The sequence below is a fragment of the Bradyrhizobium sp. CB82 genome, from assembly GCF_029714405.1.
GTDB lineage: Bacteria > Pseudomonadota > Alphaproteobacteria > Rhizobiales > Xanthobacteraceae > Bradyrhizobium.
The window spans coordinates 6,111,430-6,130,911 of the sequence record NZ_CP121650.1; the positions used below are offsets into that span (position 1 = coordinate 6,111,430).

The 19,482-nt window shown below is 64.6% G+C and carries 17 protein-coding genes; 7 read left to right on the top strand and 10 right to left on the bottom strand.

The genetic code is table 11. The features are described 5' to 3' along the window. Nucleotides 1-119 precede the first annotated feature (119 nt). The 3 genes from QA640_RS29755 (at nt 120) to QA640_RS29765 (ending at nt 2,956) form a co-directional block, all read left to right on the top strand. Nucleotides 120-899 (top strand): SDR family oxidoreductase, encoded by a 780-nt coding sequence (locus tag QA640_RS29755; protein ID WP_283036427.1) that lies wholly within the window; start codon nt 120-122, stop codon nt 897-899. A gap of 115 nt (nt 900-1,014) precedes the next feature. Then, nucleotides 1,015-1,392 carry a VOC family protein gene (locus QA640_RS29760; protein ID WP_283036428.1) on the top strand — a complete coding sequence of 126 codons (378 nt, stop codon included), beginning with the start codon at nt 1,015-1,017 and terminating at the stop codon, nt 1,390-1,392. Between the two features lie 289 nt (nt 1,393-1,681). Continuing rightward, nucleotides 1,682-2,956, top strand: coding sequence for an acyl-CoA dehydrogenase family protein (locus QA640_RS29765; RefSeq protein WP_283036429.1), 1,275 nt, complete (start codon nt 1,682-1,684; stop codon nt 2,954-2,956). A 173-nt stretch (nt 2,957-3,129) separates the two neighbouring features. Here the strand turns inward: QA640_RS29765 and yghU are convergent, their stop codons facing one another. Further along, nucleotides 3,130-4,011: a glutathione-dependent disulfide-bond oxidoreductase gene (gene yghU, locus QA640_RS29770; protein ID WP_283036430.1), complete on the bottom strand. Its 882-nt coding sequence runs from the start codon at nt 4,009-4,011 to the stop codon at nt 3,130-3,132. 242 nt (nt 4,012-4,253) lie between these two features. Here yghU and QA640_RS29775 point away from each other — a divergent pair, with 242 nt between their 5' ends. Both QA640_RS29775 and QA640_RS29780 read left to right on the top strand, forming a co-directional pair. Next, nucleotides 4,254-5,387: a nitronate monooxygenase gene (locus QA640_RS29775; protein WP_283036431.1), complete on the top strand. Its 1,134-nt coding sequence runs from the start codon at nt 4,254-4,256 to the stop codon at nt 5,385-5,387. Nucleotides 5,388-5,539: 152 nt separating this feature from the next. Further along, nucleotides 5,540-7,045 (top strand): acetyl-CoA acetyltransferase, encoded by a 1,506-nt coding sequence (locus QA640_RS29780; RefSeq protein WP_283036432.1) that lies wholly within the window; start codon nt 5,540-5,542, stop codon nt 7,043-7,045. A 172-nt stretch (nt 7,046-7,217) separates the two neighbouring features. Here QA640_RS29780 and QA640_RS29785 read toward each other — a convergent pair whose 3' ends face one another. The 5 genes from QA640_RS29785 to ltnD all read right to left on the bottom strand — a co-directional run bounded on the left by QA640_RS29785 (nt 7,218) and on the right by ltnD (nt 14,140). Continuing rightward, nucleotides 7,218-8,906: a CHASE3 domain-containing protein gene (locus QA640_RS29785; RefSeq protein WP_283036433.1), complete on the bottom strand. Its 1,689-nt coding sequence runs from the start codon at nt 8,904-8,906 to the stop codon at nt 7,218-7,220. Between the two features lie 366 nt (nt 8,907-9,272). After that, nucleotides 9,273-10,964 carry a methyl-accepting chemotaxis protein gene (locus tag QA640_RS29790; RefSeq protein ID WP_283036434.1) on the bottom strand — a complete coding sequence of 564 codons (1,692 nt, stop codon included), beginning with the start codon at nt 10,962-10,964 and terminating at the stop codon, nt 9,273-9,275. A gap of 179 nt (nt 10,965-11,143) precedes the next feature. Next, nucleotides 11,144-12,433: a 3-oxo-tetronate kinase gene (otnK, locus tag QA640_RS29795; protein ID WP_283036435.1), complete on the bottom strand. Its 1,290-nt coding sequence runs from the start codon at nt 12,431-12,433 to the stop codon at nt 11,144-11,146. Beyond that, nucleotides 12,430-13,212 carry a 2-oxo-tetronate isomerase gene (gene otnI / locus QA640_RS29800; RefSeq protein WP_283036436.1) on the bottom strand — a complete coding sequence of 261 codons (783 nt, stop codon included), beginning with the start codon at nt 13,210-13,212 and terminating at the stop codon, nt 12,430-12,432. Before otnI ends, otnK begins: the two co-directional genes overlap by 4 nt. A gap of 13 nt (nt 13,213-13,225) precedes the next feature. Then, a complete protein-coding gene (gene ltnD, locus QA640_RS29805) occupies nt 13,226-14,140 on the bottom strand; it encodes an L-threonate dehydrogenase (RefSeq protein WP_283036437.1) in 915 nt (304 codons plus the stop codon). 101 nt (nt 14,141-14,241) lie between these two features. On the opposite strand from ltnD, the gene QA640_RS29810 reads away from it, so the two are divergent. After that, a complete protein-coding gene (locus QA640_RS29810; RefSeq protein WP_283036438.1) occupies nt 14,242-14,916 on the top strand; it encodes an aldolase in 675 nt (224 codons plus the stop codon). Nucleotides 14,917-15,076: 160 nt separating this feature from the next. Then, a complete protein-coding gene (locus tag QA640_RS29815) occupies nt 15,077-16,066 on the top strand; it encodes an integrase core domain-containing protein (RefSeq protein ID WP_283036439.1) in 990 nt (329 codons plus the stop codon). Between the two features lie 121 nt (nt 16,067-16,187). On the opposite strand, the gene QA640_RS29820 is transcribed toward QA640_RS29815, so the two are convergent. The 4 genes from QA640_RS29820 to QA640_RS29835 are packed head-to-tail and all read right to left on the bottom strand — an operon-like array spanning nt 16,188 to nt 19,420. Then, a complete protein-coding gene (locus QA640_RS29820) occupies nt 16,188-16,892 on the bottom strand; it encodes an ABC transporter ATP-binding protein (protein WP_283036440.1) in 705 nt (234 codons plus the stop codon). Further along, the gene (locus tag QA640_RS29825) at nt 16,876-17,607 is read right to left on the bottom strand and encodes an ABC transporter ATP-binding protein (protein WP_283036441.1); all 732 of its coding nucleotides are present in this window, start codon (nt 17,605-17,607) and stop codon (nt 16,876-16,878) included. The genes QA640_RS29820 and QA640_RS29825 overlap by 17 nt, the downstream gene beginning before the upstream one ends. Beyond that, nucleotides 17,604-18,587, bottom strand: a complete 984-nt coding sequence (locus tag QA640_RS29830; RefSeq protein WP_283036442.1) for a branched-chain amino acid ABC transporter permease — start codon at nt 18,585-18,587, stop codon at nt 17,604-17,606. The genes QA640_RS29825 and QA640_RS29830 overlap by 4 nt, the downstream gene beginning before the upstream one ends. After that, the gene (locus QA640_RS29835) at nt 18,587-19,420 is read right to left on the bottom strand and encodes a branched-chain amino acid ABC transporter permease (protein WP_283042923.1); all 834 of its coding nucleotides are present in this window, start codon (nt 19,418-19,420) and stop codon (nt 18,587-18,589) included. The genes QA640_RS29830 and QA640_RS29835 overlap by 1 nt, the downstream gene beginning before the upstream one ends. Between the last annotated feature and the right edge of the window lie 62 nt (nt 19,421-19,482).

Sequence of the window (19,482 nt, forward strand, 5' to 3'; positions counted from 1 at the left end):
TTCGTCGGGGCGCATATTTGATTTTTGCCGGCGGCTTGTCCATGGTGATCGGGACATAGCGGACAATCTTGTGCGCACAGGCTGATGCGCGTCATGCCAACAACAGCGGGGAAACACCCATGACCATTTTCGATCTCACCGGCCGCGCCGCCGTGATCACCGGCGGCAATGGCGGTATCGGGCTCGGCATCGCGCAGGCGCTCGCCGCGCAAGGCTGCAACGTCTCGATCTGGGGCCGCAATGCCGAGAAGAACAAGGCTGCCGCCGCCAGCATGGCCGGCTTTCCCGGCAAGGTCGATGCCCGCGTCTGCGACGTCACCGATCCTGCGTCGGTGAATGCGGCGATGGAGGCGACGCTCGACACGTTCGGCCGGGTCGATGGCTGCTTCGCCAATGCCGGCATCGGCGGCGGCGGCAGGCGCTCCTTCGTCGAGCGAACCGAGGAGGAATGGCGCACGATGTTTTCGACCAACCTCGACGGCGTATTCCACGCCTTCCAGGCCGCCGCCAGACACATGACTGAGCGCGCCAACGCCGGCGATCCCTTCGGCCGGCTGGTTGCGACCTCGAGCCTCGCCTCGATCTTCGGCACCGCGCGCAACGAGCACTATGCTGCGACCAAGGCCGCGATCAACGCGCTGGTGCGCGCGCTCGGCGTCGAGCTCGCGCGCTACGGCGTCACGGCGAACGCGATCCTGCCGGGCTGGATCAAGAGCGACATGACGTCGGGCCTCATGGCCAACGATAAATTCGTCGCCAACGTCATGCCGCGGATTCCGCAGCGGCGTTTTGGCGAACCATCCGATTTCGGCGGCATCGCGGTGTATCTGATGAGCAAGGCATCGTCCTATCACACCGCGGACACGTTCGTGATCGACGGCGGGTACACCGCGTTCTGAGGGCTTTTGCAGGGTGGACAAAGGCGCTCTTTCGCCCTGCCCACCTCGTCTCGAACTGGTGGGCACGCTTCGCTTTGCCCACTCTACGATTTCAAACCGGGGGAGGAAGCAAACCATGTTCTCGCACGGGATGATCGGCACCAACGATCTGGACAAGGCCAAGGCGTTCTACGACAAGCTGCTGGCGACCCTCGAGGTTCGGCCTGCACGCGTCGACGGCCATCGCATTTTCTACATCACCAGGACCGGCGTGTTCTCCGTGACCAAGCCGATCAACGGCGAGCCTGCGACGGCGGCCAACGGCGGCACCATCGGTTTCGCCTGCAATTCGCCCGAGCAGGTCGACAAATGGCATGCGGCCGGCGTCGCGGCCGGCGGAAAGACTTGCGAGAATCCTCCCGGCATTCGCGAGGGCTCGGCGGGCAAGGCCTACCTTGCGTACCTGCGCGATCCCGACGGCAACAAGATCTGCGCGATGCACCGGATGGTGTGAGCCCGCCACAGACGACGCTGTCATCCCCGCGAAAGCGGGGGATCCAGTACGCCGCGGCTTCTCCGTATTCGTCGCTGTCTCTGGAATAATGGATCGCCCGCCTTGGCGGGCGATGACACCGCGAGTGTAGCGCGCCGCGTGCCTCAAGCGTTTTAAACATCGTTTGATCTGCACCGATAAAATTCCGCGGCGTGGTAAGGCGCATCTCCCAAAAAAGCACGCTCGCGCTTTCGGCTCTCCGCGTCTATGGTCGCGGCAATCGCGGCCCACTCTATCGGGAGGAACAAGAATGAAACACGCCTATGTGCCCCGCACCACCAACTACACGCTCAATCCCGGCGACGAGCTCAACGACCTGCGCATGTCGGACCAGGTCAGGCCCCTCTATGACCACGTGAAGAAGTTCATCCGCGAGACCGTCGAGCCGATGACGGTGGACTTCATCAAGCACGGCGAGGACAAGGACGACCGCTGGAGCTTTACGCCGGGTCAACTCGAGGTGCTGGAGAAGGCCAAGAACAAGGCCAAGGAGGAAGGCCTGTGGAACTTCTTCCTGCCGGATGACGACACCGGCCAAGGGCTGAAGAACCTCGACTACGCCTATATCGCCGTCGAACTCGGCAAGAGCCCGCTCGCCTCTGAGACCATGAACTGCTCGGCCCCCGACACCGGCAACATGGAGGTGCTGGAGCGCGTCGGCACCAAGGCGCAGAAGGAGAAATGGCTGAAGCCGCTCTTGAACGGCGAGATCCGCTCGGCCTACGCGATGACCGAGCCGAATGTCGCTTCATCCGATGCAAAGAACATCTCCACCACCGCAAAGCTCGTCGGCGACGAGTGGGTGATCAATGGCGAGAAGTATTACATCTCCGGCCTTGGCGATCCCCGCTGCAAGATCATGATCGTGATGGTCAAGACCAATCCCGATGCACCACCGAGCAAGCAGCAGTCGCAGATCCTGGTGCCGAAGGACACGCCAGGCGTCGAGATCCTGGGCCCGATGCACGTGTTCGGGCAGGACCACGCGCCGCGCGGCCACATGCACATGCGCTTCAACAATGTCCGCGTGCCCAGAGACAACATCCTGCTCGGTGAAGGCCGCGGTTTCGAGATTTCGCAGCTCCGCCTCGGACCCGGGCGCATCCACCACTGCATGCGTACGATCGGCAAGGCCGAGAAGGCGCTCGACATGATGGTGCAGCGTGGCCTGACCCGCGAAGCCTTCGGCAAGAAGATCGCCCATCTCGGCGGCAATTTGCAGATCATCGCGCAGGCGCGCTGCGAGATCGAGGCAATGCGGCTGATGGTGCTGAAAGCGGCGAAGGCCATGGACGTGCTCGGCAACAAGGAGGCGCGCGTCTGGGTTTCCATGGTCAAGGCCATGGTGCCGGAGCGCGCCTGCACCATCATCGACCAGGCGATCCAGATGCATGGCGCCACCGGCATCTCGCAATGGACGCCGCTCGCCGAGATGTATCAGGACGTCCGCCACCTGCGCTTTGCCGACGGCCCGGACGAGGTGCACTGGATGGTGGTGGGACGGCATGAGCTGAGCATGCCGTGAGCTCTCCCTGCTTCCTCTCCCCGTTCTGACGGGGAGTGGGTTGGGGTGAGGGGCCGCTTCCACGATCACGGTGAGAGCTGGATTCGCGGAGACTCCCCCTCACCCGGATCGTATCTGCGATCCGACCTCTCCCCGCAAGCGGGGCGAGGTGAGAAGCGCCTGCCGACAGACCGTTACGACGCAGCCACAGCCGCGACCTTGTCCTGCGTCTTCGTCTCGAAATCCGATGCGTCGTGACGTTCGTGCAATTGGCTTGCGGGATCGCCGGAGACACGGTTGACCATGCGGCCGCGCTTGACGGCCGGGCGCTTGGCGATCTGATCGGTCCAGCGCTGCACGTTCTTGTAGTCCTGCACGGACAGGAATTCGCCCGCGCCATAGACCAATCCCTTGGCGAGCGCGCCATACCAGGGCCACACAGCGATATCGGCGATCGTGTACTGACCGCCGGCGAGGTACTCGCTCTCCGCAAGGCGGCGGTCGAGCACGTCGAGCTGGCGCTTGGTTTCCATCGCGAAGCGGTCGATGGCGTATTCGATCTTGGTCGGAGCATAGGCGTAGAAATGGCCGAAACCGCCGCCGAGATAGGGCGCGCTCCCCATCTGCCAGAACAGCCAGGACATGGCCTCGGTGCGCGTCTTGATGTCCTTGGGCAGGAAGGCCCCGAACTTTTCGGCGAGGTAGAGGAGGATCGATCCGGACTCGAACACGCGGATCGGCTCCGGGCCCGAGCGGTCCAGCAGCGCGGGGATCTTCGAGTTCGGATTGATGGCGACGAAGCCGCTGCCGAACTGCTCTCCCTTGCCGATATTGATCAGCCAGGCGTCGTATTCGGCGCCCTTGTGGCCGAGCGCCAGGAGCTCCTCCAGCATCACGGTGACCTTCACGCCGTTCGGGGTCGCCAGCGAATAGAGCTGGAGCGGATGCCGGCCGACCGGCAGCTCCTTGTCGTGCGTGGGGCCCGAGATCGGCCGGTTGATGCTGGCAAACTGCCCGCCATTGGCTTTATTCCAGGTCCAGACTTTGGGCGGCTCGTAGGCGGGTGCGTCGGTCATGCAAAGGGCTCCAGCGCGGAAGGCGCGTGGGCTGTTAGCTAGCGACAAAGGCGAGATTGGCAAGGGCGCAAGGATGCATTGTCCGATGAGCGCCCTCGCCGTTTCGTCATGGCCGGGCCTTCCCGTCCCCATGGCGCCTGTACGCAAGAAGCCCATGGCGAACCGGCTTTGCATGGCGGCGAGGCTGGGCTAGCGTTTCTCCATAGCAAGAGCAACACGAAGCCGGCGCGCGGGAGAGACAGATGAAATCGCCGATCTGCGACATGCTGGGCATAGAGTTCCCCCTGTTTGCCTTCAGCCATTGCCGCGACGTCGTTGCCGCCGTGAGCCGCGCCGGCGGCTTCGGCGTCTTAGGGGCAACCGTGCACACGCCTGATACCCTCGAGCGCGAGCTGAAATGGATCGACGATCACGTCGACGGCAAGCCCTATGGCGTCGACGTGCTGATCCCCGAAAACATCTCGACCGCTGGCGAGAAGGACGTCACCTGGAAGAGCCTGGAAGCGCGGGTGCCGCAGGCGCATCGCGACTACACGCGCAACCTCCTGAAGAAGTGTGACATCGAGCTGACCAGCACCTCCGTCGCCGACAACCAGCCGCAGCCCTTCGACGCCAAGACCGCGCTGGAGCTGCTGGAGGTCTCCTTCCGTCATCCGATCCGCCTGATCGCCAATGCGCTGGGCGTGCCGCCGAAACCGATGATCGAGATGGGCAAGGCGCACGGCGTGCCGGTGGCCGCACTGGTCGGCGCCAAGGAGCACGCACTGCGTCATGTCGCGGCCGGCGTCGACATTCTGGTCGCACAGGGCACCGAGGCCGGCGGACATTGCGGCGAGGTCTCGACCATGGTGCTGGTGCCGGAGGTGATCAAGGCGATCAAACCGATCCGCGATGTGCCGGTGCTGGCGGCCGGCGGCATCATGACCGGGCGGCAGATGGCCGCCTGCATGGCGATGGGCGCGGCCGGGGCGTGGACCGGCTCGGTGTGGCTCGCCACGATCGAGTCGGAGACCACCGAGATTTTTCGCGAGAAGATGATCGCCGCGTCCTCGCGCGACGCGGTGCGCTCGAAGGGCCGCACCGGCAAGCCCGCGCGGCAGCTCCGCTCGGTGTGGACCGATGCCTGGGACCGCGCACCGGACAGCCCCGGCGCGCTGCCGATGCCCCTGCAAAGCATCGTCAGCCGCGACGCCTTCAACTCGATCGACCGCGCGGCCGCCGCCGGCAATGCGCGGGCGCGCGACCTCGTCAGCTACTTCGTCGGCCAGGGCGTTGGTCTCATCGACAGCGTGAAGTCGGCAGGGACGGTGGTGCAGGAGTTCAAGGAAGGGTTCGCCGAAGCCGTCGAGCACATGAATGCGCTGGTGGCGGAGTGACCGTGGTAGATCCTCATGGTGAGGAGGCGCGTCAGCGGCGTCTCGAACCATGAAGGCTCCGATCTCGCCCGCGGCCCATCTTTCGAGACGCCCGCTTCGCAGGGCACCTCGGGATGAGGTGGTGAACTGTTGAGAAAGCGAAACGAAGAACAATGCATCTACCCCCAGACCGCATTCCCGTCATCGTCGGCGTCGGCGAGATCGTCGACCGGCCCAGAGAGATCACAGAGGGCCTCGAGCCGCTCGATCTTCTCGAACAGGCGCTGCGGCGCGCCGAAGAGGATGCCGGCGCAAGGCTGCTCGGCGAGGTGCAATCGCTCGACGTTGTCAACTTCCTGAGCTGGCGCTATCGCGATCCCGAAAAGCTGCTGGCGCAGCGGCTCGGCGTTCAGCCCGCGCACTGCTATTACGGCCCGGTCGGCGGCGAGAGCCCGATCCGCTATCTGCATGAGGCGGCGCAACGCATCGCGCGCGGCGAATGCAGCGTCGCCGCCGTCTGCGGAGCGGAGGCGCAGTCGACCGCGACCAAGGCGGAGCGTACCGGCGCCAAGCTGCCGTGGACGCCGTTTGCGCATGACGTCGACGAGCCGAAGCGCGGCGCAGCGTTCCAGAAGCCGCTTGCCGTGAAGCTCGGCGTGTTCCGCCCCGTCACGGTCTATCCCTTCTACGAGGCCGCGTCCTCGGCACATTGGGGCCAGAGCCCGCGCGAGGCAATGGCGGAATCTGGCACGCTGTGGTCGCGTTATTCGCAGGCCGCCGCGCAAAATCCCAACGCCTGGCTGAAGCGGCGTCTTGCGCCTGACGAGATCACGACACCGACGGCGGACAACCGCCTGATCGCCTGGCCCTACACCAAACTGATGGTCGCCAACCCCATGGTCAACATGGGCGGCGCGCTGCTGCTCACCAGCCTTGCGACGGCGCGCGCGGCCGGTATTGCCGAAGACCGACTGGTCTATCCGCTCGGCGGCGCCTCGGCCGAGGAGCCGCGCGATTATCTCCTGCGCGACCAGTTCTATGAGAGCCATCCTCAGAATGCGGTGTTGAAGGCCGCGATGAATCTCGCCGGCGGCGACGGCCAGCAGTTCGACGCGATCGAGCTCTATAGCTGCTTTCCTTGCGTGCCCAAGATGGCCCGGCGAACGCTGGGCCTGGGGCCCGACGTGCAGCCGACCGTGACCGGCGGCCTCACCTTCTTCGGCGCGCCGCTCAACACCTACATGACGCATGCAGCCTGCGCGATGGTGCGCAAGTTGCGCGATGGCGCGAAGCTCGGCCTGCTCTACGGCCAGGGCGGCTTTGTCACCAAGCATCACGGGCTCGTGCTCTCGAAGACACCGCCGCGCGCGGCGCTGTCCCAGGACACGAGCGTCCAGAGTGAGGCCGATCACAACAAGCGCGCGGTGCCTGAATTCGTCACCGAGGCGAGCGGCAAGGGCAAGGTCGAGAGCTTTACGGTGATCTTCGGCCGCAATGGCGACATCGAGCACGGCGTCGTCATGCTGCGCACGGAAGACGACCGGCGCACGCTGGCCCGCATTCCGGCAGGCGACGGCACGACGCTGGCGCACCTGCTCGACATGAATCGCACGCCTGTCGGCTCGCTCGGCCAAATCACGATGGCCGGTGACAACGTGCCGGAGTGGCGGATGCGTTGATCCACGATCATCGCGCTCGTTGGGGTGGGCGAAGGCGCGCTCGCGCCTGCCCACCACTCCCTGCGCAATCGCTGTCACGATGGTGGGCACGCTTCCGCCTTCGCTCTTCGAGCTACGACGGACAAGTCGCTTTGCACACCCTACAAGATCTGCAGTCAGCGGCGGTCCGCGTTCACGCCGCGCGAACGTTGGTCAGGAACTTGCTGACCTCGGTCTTCAGCCGGCTCGAATCGTTCGACAGCATCTGCGCCGCCGACAGCACCTGCGAGGAGGCCGTGCCGGTTTCGGTTGCGCCGCGCTGTACGTCGGCGATGTTGGAGGAGACCTGCTGGGTGCCCTGCGCCGCCTGCTGCACGTTGCGGGCGATCTCCTGGGTCGCAGCGCCCTGCTCTTCCACCGCCGCTGCGATGGCCGAGGAGATTTCCGACAGGCGCTCGATGGTCGAGGAGATGTCCTTGATGGCGCCGACGGAGTCGTTGGTGGCGGCCTGGATGCCGGTGATCTGCTGGCCGATCTCGCCGGTCGCCTTGGCGGTCTGCTCGGCGAGCGCCTTTACTTCCGATGCGACTACCGCGAAGCCGCGGCCGGCCTCGCCGGCGCGCGCCGCCTCGATGGTCGCGTTCAGCGCCAGCAGGTTGGTCTGGCCGGCGATGGTGTTGATCAGCTCGACGACGTCGCCGATGCGCGAGGCCGCCTTGGACAGCTCGCTGACGCGTTCGCTGGTGGTGCGGGCCTGGCCGACGGCGTCGCCCGCCATCCGCGCCGATTCCTGCACCTGACGGCTGATCTCGCCGACCGATGAAGCCATCTCCTCGGTAGCCGAGGCCACCGACTGCACGTTGGTCGAGGCTTCCTCCGAAGCTCCGGCAACAGTGGTCGCAAGCTTCTGGGAGCGGTCGGCGGTCGACGTCAGCGTCGAGGCCGAGGCTTCCAGCTGGGTCGAGGCCGACGACACGGCCTGGATGATCTCGCCGACCGCGCCTTCGAATTCGTTGGCAAGCCGCGTCATATCGGCTTTGCGCTGCTCGGCGTTGCGGCTTTCGACTTCGAGCTGCTCCGCCTTCAGTCGCTCGACCTCGATTGCATTGGTCTTGAACACCTGGACTGCCCCGGCCATCTGGCCGATCTCGTCCTTGCGTTCGGTGGCCGATATTGCCACCGACGTATCGCCCTTAGCGAGGATGCCCATCTCGGAGGTGATGCGCTGGATCGGGCGGGTGACCACGACTGCGACACCAAAAGCACCGACCAACGAGAGCAATAGCGTGACGATGCCGCCGATCAGCATGGCGAGCGTCGCGTTTGCGGACGCCGCGTCGGAGGCCAAGGCCCGTACAGTCAGCAGCGACCGCTCTTCTGCGTCCATCTCCTGCACCACGGCACGGAGGCCGTCCATGGCCTTCTTGCCGGCGCCGGATGCTTCAAGCTCGCGCGCCTTCGCCTGAGTTGCGGGATCCTTCATCAGTGCGATTTCGCGCTGAGCGATATTGGTCATCCAGTCGCTGGCGAACGCCGTGACGCGTTCGAGGCGCTTCTGCTGAGCCGCGTTGTCGGAGGTCAGGCTACCGACTTTAGCCGCTGCCGCCTGAAACTGCTTCTGGCCCGACTCGTAAGGCGCGAGAAAGCCGGTATCCGCCGACACAAGGTAGCCGCGTACGCCAGTTTCCGAATTGACCATGGAGCTGACGAGCGCGGAGAGCTGCTCCAGTACCTCATAGGTGTGGATCGTCATCCTCGCCGTCGAGTTCATCACACTCAGCGAATGGTAGATCGCCCCGGTACCAATGGCGACGACGAGACAGATTGCGGCGAATACGGCGGAAACTTTGACAGAGACACGAACATTATTGATCCAAGACATCGATTTCCCCAGTATTCTCCGATTAAAAATTGCTCACCGGATCACAGATCGTCGGGCGGCGCGATCAATTTCCGTCCCTATTTTGGTACCATCGCCAATGATGGAACACGTTAACGAAACTCCGCAATCCTACTGAGATATCGCAGGGGGATACGCCGCATTTTTACGGGCATACGGAAGAAAGGCGCGGCGCAGGGGACGGTTTCACGAGACCTTGATACGGTGCTGGTGCGGACATCCTTGGTCCGCGGACCAATACTGCACGGAATGCCTCAAGACCGTTCAGTCGGTCGGACGGCGCCCAAGACACAAAGAGCGGCGCTGATGGCGCGGCTCTCGTTTCGTGCGATACCCGGTTGGAGAGAGTCACGCCGCGCGAACGTTGGTCAGGAACTTGCTGACCTCGGTCTTCAGCCGGCTCGAATCGTTCGACAGCATCTGCGCCGCCGACAGCACCTGCGAGGAGGCCGTGCCGGTTTCGGTCGCGCCGCGCTGTACGTCGGCGATGTTGGAGGAGACCTGCTGGGTGCCCTGCGCCGCCTGCTGCACGTTGCGGGCAATCTCCTGGGTCGCAGCGCCCTGCTCTTCCACCGCCGCTGCGATGGCCGAGGAGATTTCCGACAGGCGCTCGATGGTCGAGGAGATGTCCTTGATGGCGCCGACGGAGTCGTTGGTGGCGGCCTGGATGCCGGTGATCTGCTGGCCGATCTCGCCGGTCGCCTTGGCGGTCTGCTCGGCGAGCGCCTTTACTTCCGATGCGACTACCGCGAAGCCGCGGCCGGCCTCGCCGGCGCGCGCCGCCTCGATGGTCGCGTTCAGCGCCAGCAGGTTGGTCTGGCCGGCGATGGTGTTGATCAGCTCGACGACGTCGCCGATGCGCGAGGCCGCCTTGGACAGCTCGCTGACGCGTTCGCTGGTGGTGCGGGCCTGGCCGACGGCGTCGCCCGCCATCCGCGCCGATTCCTGCACCTGACGGCTGATCTCGCCGACCGACGAGGCCATCTCCTCGGTCGCCGAGGCCACCGACTGCACGTTGGTCGAGGCCTCTTCCGACGCCGCCGCGACCTTGGTCGCCATCTGTTGGGAGCGATCGGCGGTAGCGGTCAACGTCGAAGCCGAGGCTTCGAGCTGGGCCGAGGCTGACGAAACCGTCTGCACGATCTCGCCGATCATCGATTCGAATTCGCGGGTGATGGTGTCGACGCGGCGGCCCCGCTCGATCTTGGCTTCAGCATCAAGGGCGGCGGCTTCGTCGGCCGCCTTCTTGGCGATCAGCGCCTCCTTGAAGACCTGAAGCACGTCGGCCATGGCGCCAATCTCGGTCTTCTCGCCCTGATGCGGCACCTCGGCGGTCAGATCGCCCTTGCCGAGCGCCTGCATCGGCTCGACGATGGAGTTGAGGCCGCTGGAGACGTCGCGGATCATGTAGAAGCTGACGCCGATGCCGATGACGAGAGCGGCGCCGAGAATGACGGACACCAGCATGAAGGCGAAGGAATAGCTGTCGGCGGCGTCCCGGGCGGCCTGGTCGCCGCCCTTATTGTTGAGGTCGATGTCCTTCTTGAGGACCTCGTCAGATTGCAAACCAATCTTGTTGACCTTCTTGGTATTGAGCTCGTGCGCCTCATGTGGGACCTTGCCGGCCTCCAGGCGCGACAGCGCAAACACCTCTTCCGTGCCCTTCTTGTAATCGTCCCACAGCTTGGACCACTCGTTGTACAGCGCCCGCTCCTCAGGCGAGGTGATCATCGGCTCGTAATCCTTGCGGGACTTGGCCAACATGTCGATCACGATCGCTGCCATCTTTTCGGCCGCCAGCTTCTCCTCCAAGGTCTCGGCGAGCATGTGCTCGCGGACCACGTTGCGATAGGAGATGACGATGGCCCGGAGATCGCCGAGCACCCGCACGCTGGGCATCCAGTTCGTCGTGATGTCCGTGGTATTGGCGTTCATGGACCGCATTTTCAATACGGCGAGCAGGCCCATGCCGGTCATCGCGACCAGCAGAAACGCCACGACGCTGATGATCTTGGTGCGGATGGAAATATTCGTGAGCATTGCTGGTCTCTTGTCTTGGACCGCGGCTTTTGGGCCACGGCTTGGCGTCGGGAAATAGCTGCAACCAAAAGGAGTGCAGCCGATATCAAACACCAAACGACCTGAGCAGACGTTAACTACGACTCCGTACGAGTACGGAACCCGAAAGAAATCAACAGAGGACTAAGAAAGCCCTGCGCTCAGCGCATGAGCCCGAGCGCGTCGGAGAAAAACTCCGGCCCGCCGAAATTGCCCGACTTAAGGGCAAGCAACATGCTGCCTTCCCTGGCGCCCACCGCGTGCAACACCGGGACTCCTGCAGCGATCTCAGCGCCGACAAGGAAGCCGGGAATCTTCAGGCGATCGACGACGGCCCCGGACGTCTCGCCACCGGCAACCACAAGACGCCGAACGCCCGACTGCACCAGCCCTTCGGCGATATCGGCCATGGCCTGCTCGATGGCGTGACCGGCGGCATCCCGACCGTGACGCGCCTGCACTGCGGCGACCGCCTCGGGCGTGCCGCTCGAGGCGACCAGCACCGGACCGTCCGCGAGGCGGGGGCGCGCCCAGGCGAGCGCGCGCTGCGCTTCGCGCGCGCCTGCGACAATTTGCCCGGGATCGAGATGCAACACCGGCATGAGACGTTCGGCATTCGCGATCTGCTGAAGCGTCGCCTGCGAGCAGCTTCCGGCGAGACATGCCGCCGGTCCGCCGACCGGCGCGTTCGCCTCCGCGCTCGCCGCATTGGCCTTCACCTTCCCCGAGGAGACCAGCGCGCGCGCCAGGCCAAGGCCGATGCCGGAGGCTCCGACCGATAGCCGATGCTCCACGGCGACGAGGCCGATGGTCTCGAGGTCACGGTCGAACACGGCGTCGATGATCGCCGCGCCCATGCCCTTGGCCGACAGCTCGGCGAGTTGCGCGCGTACGGCGTCCGCGCCGCGCGTCACGTTTGCGAGATTGACGAGACCGACCCTGGTCCTGCTCTGCCGCGCCAGCACCCGCACCAGGTTGGAATCGTGCATCGGGTTGAGCGGATGGTCCTTCAGCGGGCTCTCGTTGAGCGGAACAGGGCCGACGAACAGATTGCCTTGGTAGACGGTGCGGCCGGTCTCGGGGAACGCCGGCGTCACCAGAACGATCGCCTCGCCGCAATCGTCGCGCAGCGCGTCCATCACCGGGCCGATATTGCCGGCGTCGGTGGAATCGAAGGTCGAGCAGATCTTGAACAGCACGTGACCCGCGCCGCGGCCGCGCAGCCATTTCTCCGCCGCGCGCGAGCGCGTCACCGCAAGCCCCGCCTCGATCGAGCGGCTCTTCAGCGACACCACGACTGCATCGACCTCGGGCAGCGCCAGGTCGTCAGACGGCACGCCGATGGTCTGCACGGTGCGCAGGCCCGCGCGCGTCAGCGTATTGGCGAGATCGGAGGCGCCGGTATAGTCGTCGGCAATGCAGCCAAGAGAAATTTTCGCTGCAATCGTCACGATTTTGCTCCGGCGTAGGGCTTGAACCAGGCGAGACCGTCGGTAGTCTTGCCGCGCGGATTGTATTCACAGCCGACGAAGCCGGCATAGCCGAGACGATCGAGCTCGGCGAACAGGAAGGGATAGTTCAGCTCCTCGCTATCGGGCTCGTTGCGCGAGGGGATGCTGGCGATCTGGACATGGCCGATGATCGGCATCATCTCACGCAGGCGCATGGTGACGTCGCCATGGATGATCTGGCAGTGATAAATGTCGAACTGGAGCTTGAGGTTCGGGATCCGCAGTTCCTCGACCACGTCGCGTGCGAAGCCGAAGTCGTTGAGGAAATAGCCGGGAACGTTGCGCGGGTTGATCGGCTCGATCACGATGTCGATGCCGTGCGGTGCGAAGAACTCCGCGGCCCACGCCACCGACTTGTAGAAGGCCTCGATCGCAAGTCGATCGCCGCGGTTGGCCATGCCGGCCATCAGGTGCAGGCGCCTGACGCCGGTCGCCTTGGCATAGGGCAGCGCCGTCTCCAGGCTCTGCTTGAGATCGCCAAAGCGGGCGGGGAGCGCTGCAAAGCCCTTCTCGCCAGCGTCCCAGTTGCCGGGCGGCAGGTTGAACAGCGCCTGCGTGAGCCCGTTGCGCTTGAGGCGCTCGCCGACAACCTCGGCCGGGTGCTCATAGGGAAACAGGAATTCGACGGCGGTGAAGCCGGCCTTCGCCGCAGCATCGAAGCGGTCGAGGAACGGCACCTCGGTGAACATCATCGAGAGATTGGCGGCAAAGCGGGGCATCTAAATCCTCTTGTTATTTTTCGCCTGGCAGCTTCACGCCGGTGACCTGCGCATACATCCGCGCCACCGACGCATCGTCGTCGCGGCCCATGCCGGCCGCTGCGGTCATGAGGAACATCTGGAGCGCGGCTGCCGAGACCGGCACCGGGAATTTTGCCGACCGCGCCATGTCCTGGATGATGCCGAGGTCTTTTACGAAAATCTCCACCGCGCTGCGTGGGGTGTAGTCGCCGTCGAGCACATGCGGCATGCGGTTCTCGAACATCCAGGAATTGCCGGCCGAGGCCGTGATCACCTCGTACACTTTCCGGATGTCGAGGCCCTGCTTGGCGGCAAAGGCGATCGCCTCGGATGCGGCGGCGATGTGCACGCCGGCCAGGAGCTGGTTGATCATCTTGAAGGCGGCGCCCTGGCCCGCGGCATCGCCGAGCTCGTAGAGCTTTGCCGCCATGGCATCGAGCGCGGGGCGCGCCTTGGCAAAGGCCGCCGGGCTACCGGAGGCGAGGATCGTCAATTCGCCTTGCGCGGCGCGCTGCGCGCCGCCGGAGATCGGCGCATCCAGGTAATGCCGGCCGGTCGCCTCGAGCTGCCTTGCGAGGCGCCGGGCGATGTCGGGGTCCATGGTGGCGGAGGAGATGAAGACGCTTTCCTTCGGCATGGTTTCGGCCGCGCCATCCTTGCCGAACAGGATCGCCTCGGTCTGCGCGGCGTTGACGACGACGCTGACGACGACGTCCGCCTCCCCCGCCGCCTCCGCCGGCGTTTTCGCGCCGGCGCCGCCGTCCTTCACGAAGCGCGAGACCGCGTCGGCCGAGACGTCGCAACCGGTGACGGTAAATCCGGCGCGCTTCAGCGATGTGGCCATGCCAAAGCCCATCGAGCCGAGCCCGATGACGGCGATACGCGGTTTCTGCGAGGCTGACGACATGCGATTGATCCCTTGGAGCGTTCCTCAATGGCCGGTCTCGGCGGCCTGTTGAACCGCATATCACGGCTTGGCCGCGCTGCCAAAGCGTGAGACAAACGGGCATGACGGCCATGAGCAACGAGACGAAACTTCGTGAGGATATCTGCCGCTTCGGCCGCTCGCTATTCGAGCGCGGGTTGACGCCGGGCTCCTCCGGCAACATCAGCGTCAAGCTCGACGACGGCGGCTGGCTGGTGACGCCGACCAACGCCTCGCTCGGCTTCCTCGACCCAGTTCGGCTATCGCGGCTCGATGGATCGGGCCGGCTGGTCTCGGGCGATGCTCCGACCAAGGAGGTTCCGCTGCACACCGCGCTTTACGAGACGCGTGGCGCGGCAAGCGCGATCGTGCACCTGCATTCCACCCATTCGGTCGCGCTCTCGATGCTGCCCGAGATCGACCCGCGCGCCGCGCTGCCGCCGATGACGGCCTATTATCTCATGAAATGCGGCGCCACCGCGCTCGTGCCCTATTTCCGCCCCGGCGATCCCGCGGTGGCGGATGCGATCAAGGGGCTGGCGGGAAGATATTCGTCGGTGCTGCTCGCCAATCACGGCCCGGTCGTCGCCGGCGACACGCTCGAAGCCGCCGTATTTGCGACGGAGGAGTTGGAGGAGACGGCGAAGCTCTATCTGCTGCTGCGTGGGCTGAACCCGCGGCATTTGTCGCCGGAGCAGGTCAAGGATCTGGTGAAGGTGTTCGGGCTGACGCTGCCTGAGCACGGGGACGCGCATTAGGTTTCGCTTGTCCAGGACGATGTTGGAGAGATCGTCATTGCGAGCGAAGCGAAGCAATCCAGAGTCTTTCCGCGGTGGGATTCTGGATTGCTTCGCTTCGCTCGCAATTGTGCATGTTCACTAATTCGCTGATTGGATCGCTCCACAGGAGGACGATCCGATGCGCGACAACAGCTACGACCGGACGATTGAGCGCAACTATCTACAGAAGTGGCGTTTTCTGATCCCGGAGTATGAGGCGGTGAAGGCTGGCCGATCGGCGCTGTTCAAGCGGGTCGGCGACTTTTACCGGCACCACGGGACCTGCTCACAGACGTTCCGCAAGTATTACAATCGCTATCTGCAGAGCGGCGAGGAAGCGGACCTGCTGCCGCGGCGGCGCGGCCCCAAGTGGCGGGAACGGCGCGAGCCGGAAGGAATCGAGGCGGAGATCGTCACCCATCGCAAGCGGGGGATGAACCGTTATGAGATCCATGCCGTCTTGCGCGAGACGCGCGACACGGTACCTTCACCGATCACGATCTACCGGGTGCTGAGGCGCTATCAGCTGAACCGGCGCACGCCGGCGATGCGTGAGGAGAAACGCCGTATTATCAAGGACAAGCTCGGGGAGCTGGGCCACGTCGACCTGCATCAATTGCCGCGCGACATGTTCCTCGCGCCACCCCCGGTCACGGCCTCCATCATCAGCCTGATCGACAGCTGCTCGCGCCTGGCCTGGGCCGAGGTCCTGACGTCCAAGAAGGCGCTGCCGGTCATGTTCAAGACCCTGAAGATGATCAACACCCTCAACGTCACTTACGGGCTCGTCTTCCAGGAAATCCTGTCCGACAACGGCGCCGAGTTCGCCGCCCGCACCAAGCCGGACGAGCATCCGTTCGAGGCCATGCTGCTCGAGCTCGGCATCAAACACCGCTACACCAAGCCATACCGGCCGCAGACCAATGGCAAAGTCGAACGCTTCTGGCGCACGCTGGATGATGACGTCATCGAAGGCGCGACCTTCGATAATCTCGACCACATCGCCAACGAACTGTTCGAATACCTCGTCTACTACAACAACCACAGACCCCATCAGGCCTTGGCAGGACAAACTCCCAAAGCCTTTGCGGCTACCAAGACCACCGCGATCCAATCAGCGAATTATTGAACATCGACAGCAATGACGGAGTATGTGGCAACATCGGTAGCCCGCATGAGCGAAGCGACATATGGGGACGGCTGTCCCGGATATCGCTGCGCTCATCCGGGCCGCGGCAGCCCGATCTCAGCTACAGCCCCAGATATGCCTTCCTCACGTCCGGATTGCCCTTGATCTCGGCGGAGGGGCCCTGCATCTGAACGCGGCCGGTTTGCAGGATGTAGGCGCGGTCGGCGATCTCCAGGCATTCGGCCATGCGCTGCTCGACGATCAACACGGTCATGCCGGCATCGCGGATGCGTTTGACGGCCTGAAAAATCTCGTCGACCAGTTTTGGCATGATGCCCTGCGAGGGCTCGTCCAGCATCAACAGCCGCGGGCGCGTCATCAGCGCGCGACCGATCGCGAGCATCTGCTGCTCGCCGCCGGAGAGCGTCTCGGCGCGCTGCTCGAGGCGTTCGGACAGCCGCGGGAACAGATTGAAGACGAGGTCGAGCGGCCCTTCGCGGTTGGCTTCGCCGCGGTAAAGATAGCTGCCGAGACGCAGATTGTCGCGCACCGACAGGCGCGGGAACAGGCGGCGGTTTTCCGGCACATAGGCGATGCCGGCTGCTGTGATGTGATGCTGCGCCATACCGTCAAGCCGTTTGCCGTCGAACGTCACCGTGCCGGAGCGCGGGCGCTCGGCGCCGGCGATGGATTTTAGCAGCGTCGACTTGCCCGCGCCGTTGGCGCCGGCGACGCAGACGATCTCGCCTTTCTCCACATCGATCGAGACGGAGGAGATCGCAACCAGCCCCTGATAGGCAGTCGTGATTTCATGCACCTTGAGCATGACGATCTCCCAGATACGCGCTGATCACCTTGGGATCGCGGACGACGTCGGCGGGCTTGCCCTCGACCAGCACCTTGCCGAGATCGAGCACGATGGCGCGGTCGACCAAGGGCATCACGATCTCCATGACGTGCTCGACCATCAGCACGGTGATGCCGGCATCGCGCACCTTGCGGACAAGCGCGACGCCGGTCTGCGCTTCCGTCGGCGTGAGACCGGTGAGGACTTCGTCAAGCAGCAGCAGCTTCGGCTGGGTGGCTAGCGCGCGGGCGACTTCGAGGCGGCGCTTCTCGGCCGGAACGAGATCGCTTGCGGGCACGTCGGCGCGGGCGGCAAGGCCGGTGAACTCCAGCACCTCATAAGCCTTGCGGCGGGCCTCGCGCATCACGGTGGTGCGCACCAGCGCACCGACGATGACGTTGTCGATGACCGTCATGGTCTCAAAGCTCTTGACGACCTGGAAGGTGCGCCCGACGCCGCGCACGCATCGTTCCGCCGCCGGCATGCGCGTGACATCCACGCCGTCGAACCAGATCGAGCCTTGCGTCGGCGGCAGGACGCCGGCGATGAGATTGAACAGTGTCGACTTGCCGGCGCCGTTGGGGCCGATCAGCCCGACGATCTCGCCGCGCCCGACCGAGATCGAGACGTCGGAGTTGGCGACGAGGCCGCCGAAGCGCTGCCAGACGCCGCGGGTCTCTAGGAGCGCGGTCATCGTGCGGCTCCCTTCGACTTGGTCCGTGAGAACAGGCTTACGAGGCCCTGGGGCAAGGCCAGCGAGATCAGGACGATCAGCGTGCCGTAGACGATGAGGTCGACGCCGCGCCCCGAACCGCCGATGAAGGAGCGTGTCAGCTCGGTCATCGGGATCAGGATGGCGGCGCCAAGCACGGGCCCCCAGAGGGTACCGATGCCGCCGAGCACCGCGGGCAACGCCATCAGCAGCGAGAACTGGAAGCCCATCACGCTTTCGGGATCGATATAGGCAAGGTACTGCGCATAGAAGCTGCCGCCGATGGCGACGAGGAAGGCGGAGACGGCGGCCGCGCCCATCTTGGAATTGAACACCACGACGCCGAGGCTTTCAGCGGCTTCTGGATTGTCCTTCACCGCGCGCCACCAAAAGCCCCATTTGGAGTCTTCCAGCCACCAGGTGACGAACCAGGCGAGACAGCAGAGCGCCAGCGCGAAGTAGAAGTACGGCAGCTTGCTGCGCATGAACTGGAACTTCAGCCAGCTGTCGCCGCGGACGGGGATGGTGATGCCGAGCGCTGCACCCGCCCATTCCCAGTTCTGGAACAAGAGCAGCCCGATCTCGGCGATGACGATGGTCGCGATCACGAAGTAATGGCCGCGCAGGCGGAAGAAGGGATAGCCGAGCGCCATCGCGATGGCGGCCGCGAGCATGCCGCCCGCGAGCATGCCGAACCAGGGCAGCACGCCGAACTTCGTGAACAGCAATTCGGTGGTGTAGGCGCCCAAGCCGAAATAGAGCGCATGGCCGAGCGAAATCTGCCCGCAATAACCGGACAGAATGTTCCAGCTCTGTGACAGGGCCGCGTACATCAGCGTCAGGATCAGGATGTTCTGGACGTAGACGTCCTTCACGACCAGCGGCGTGGCCGCGGCGAGCACGGCCAGCACTGCGGCGATGAAGAGGTCGCGGCGGCGCCGCGCGGCAAAATGCTTGTCCATCACATCGACCCGAACAGGCCGCGCGGCCGGATGAAGACGACGAGGAGGTAGACGGCGTAGATGCCGACAGACTTCAGCGATGGCGGCAGCACCAGCGCGGTCGTCGCCTCGACCAGACCGACAATGATGCCGCCGGCGAAAGCGCCGAACACGCTGCCGAAGCCACCGAGCGCCACGGTGACATAGGCGATCAGCGCAAAGGATGCACCGACGTCGGGATAGATGTAGAAGAAGATCGCCATGATCGCGCCGGACAAGCCGACCAGCGCGGCGCCGAGGCCCCAGCCGAGCGCGAACACGCGATTCTTGTCGATGCCGACGAGCGCGACCGCCCCGGGATCCTCGCGGGTGGCTTCCAGCGCGCGGCCGAAATCGGTGCGATTGATGAAGAAATAGAGCCCCGCGAAGGCGGCGATCGAGACCAGCGCACCGATGAGCTGCGGCTCGGGGAGGAAGATGCCGGCAACCGAGATGGTCTTGCCGCCGAGCCAGGACTGCGGAACGCTGCGATAGTCGGGCGTGAAGAAGAATTGCGCCAGCCCGCGCATCACGATCGCCAGGCCGAAGGTCGAGAAGATCTGCACCATGCCGGCATTGGCTTTGGCGCGCATCGCGAAGCGGACGATCAACAGGTAGACTACCGCGCCGAACACGAACAGCGCCGCGGCGACCAGCGGCGCCGAGAGCAAGGGGTCGATGGCGAAGAACGCGAACAAAAAGAACGTCGCGTACATCGCAACCATCAGGAACTCGCCATGGGCGAAGTTCACGACGTCCATCAGGCCGAAAATCAGGGCGAGCCCCACGGCGATCAGTCCATAGAGCAGCCCCATCAACAGGCCGCTCGCCAGACTCTGGATGATAGCTTCGGCTGTCACAGTGCTTGGTCCCCCAC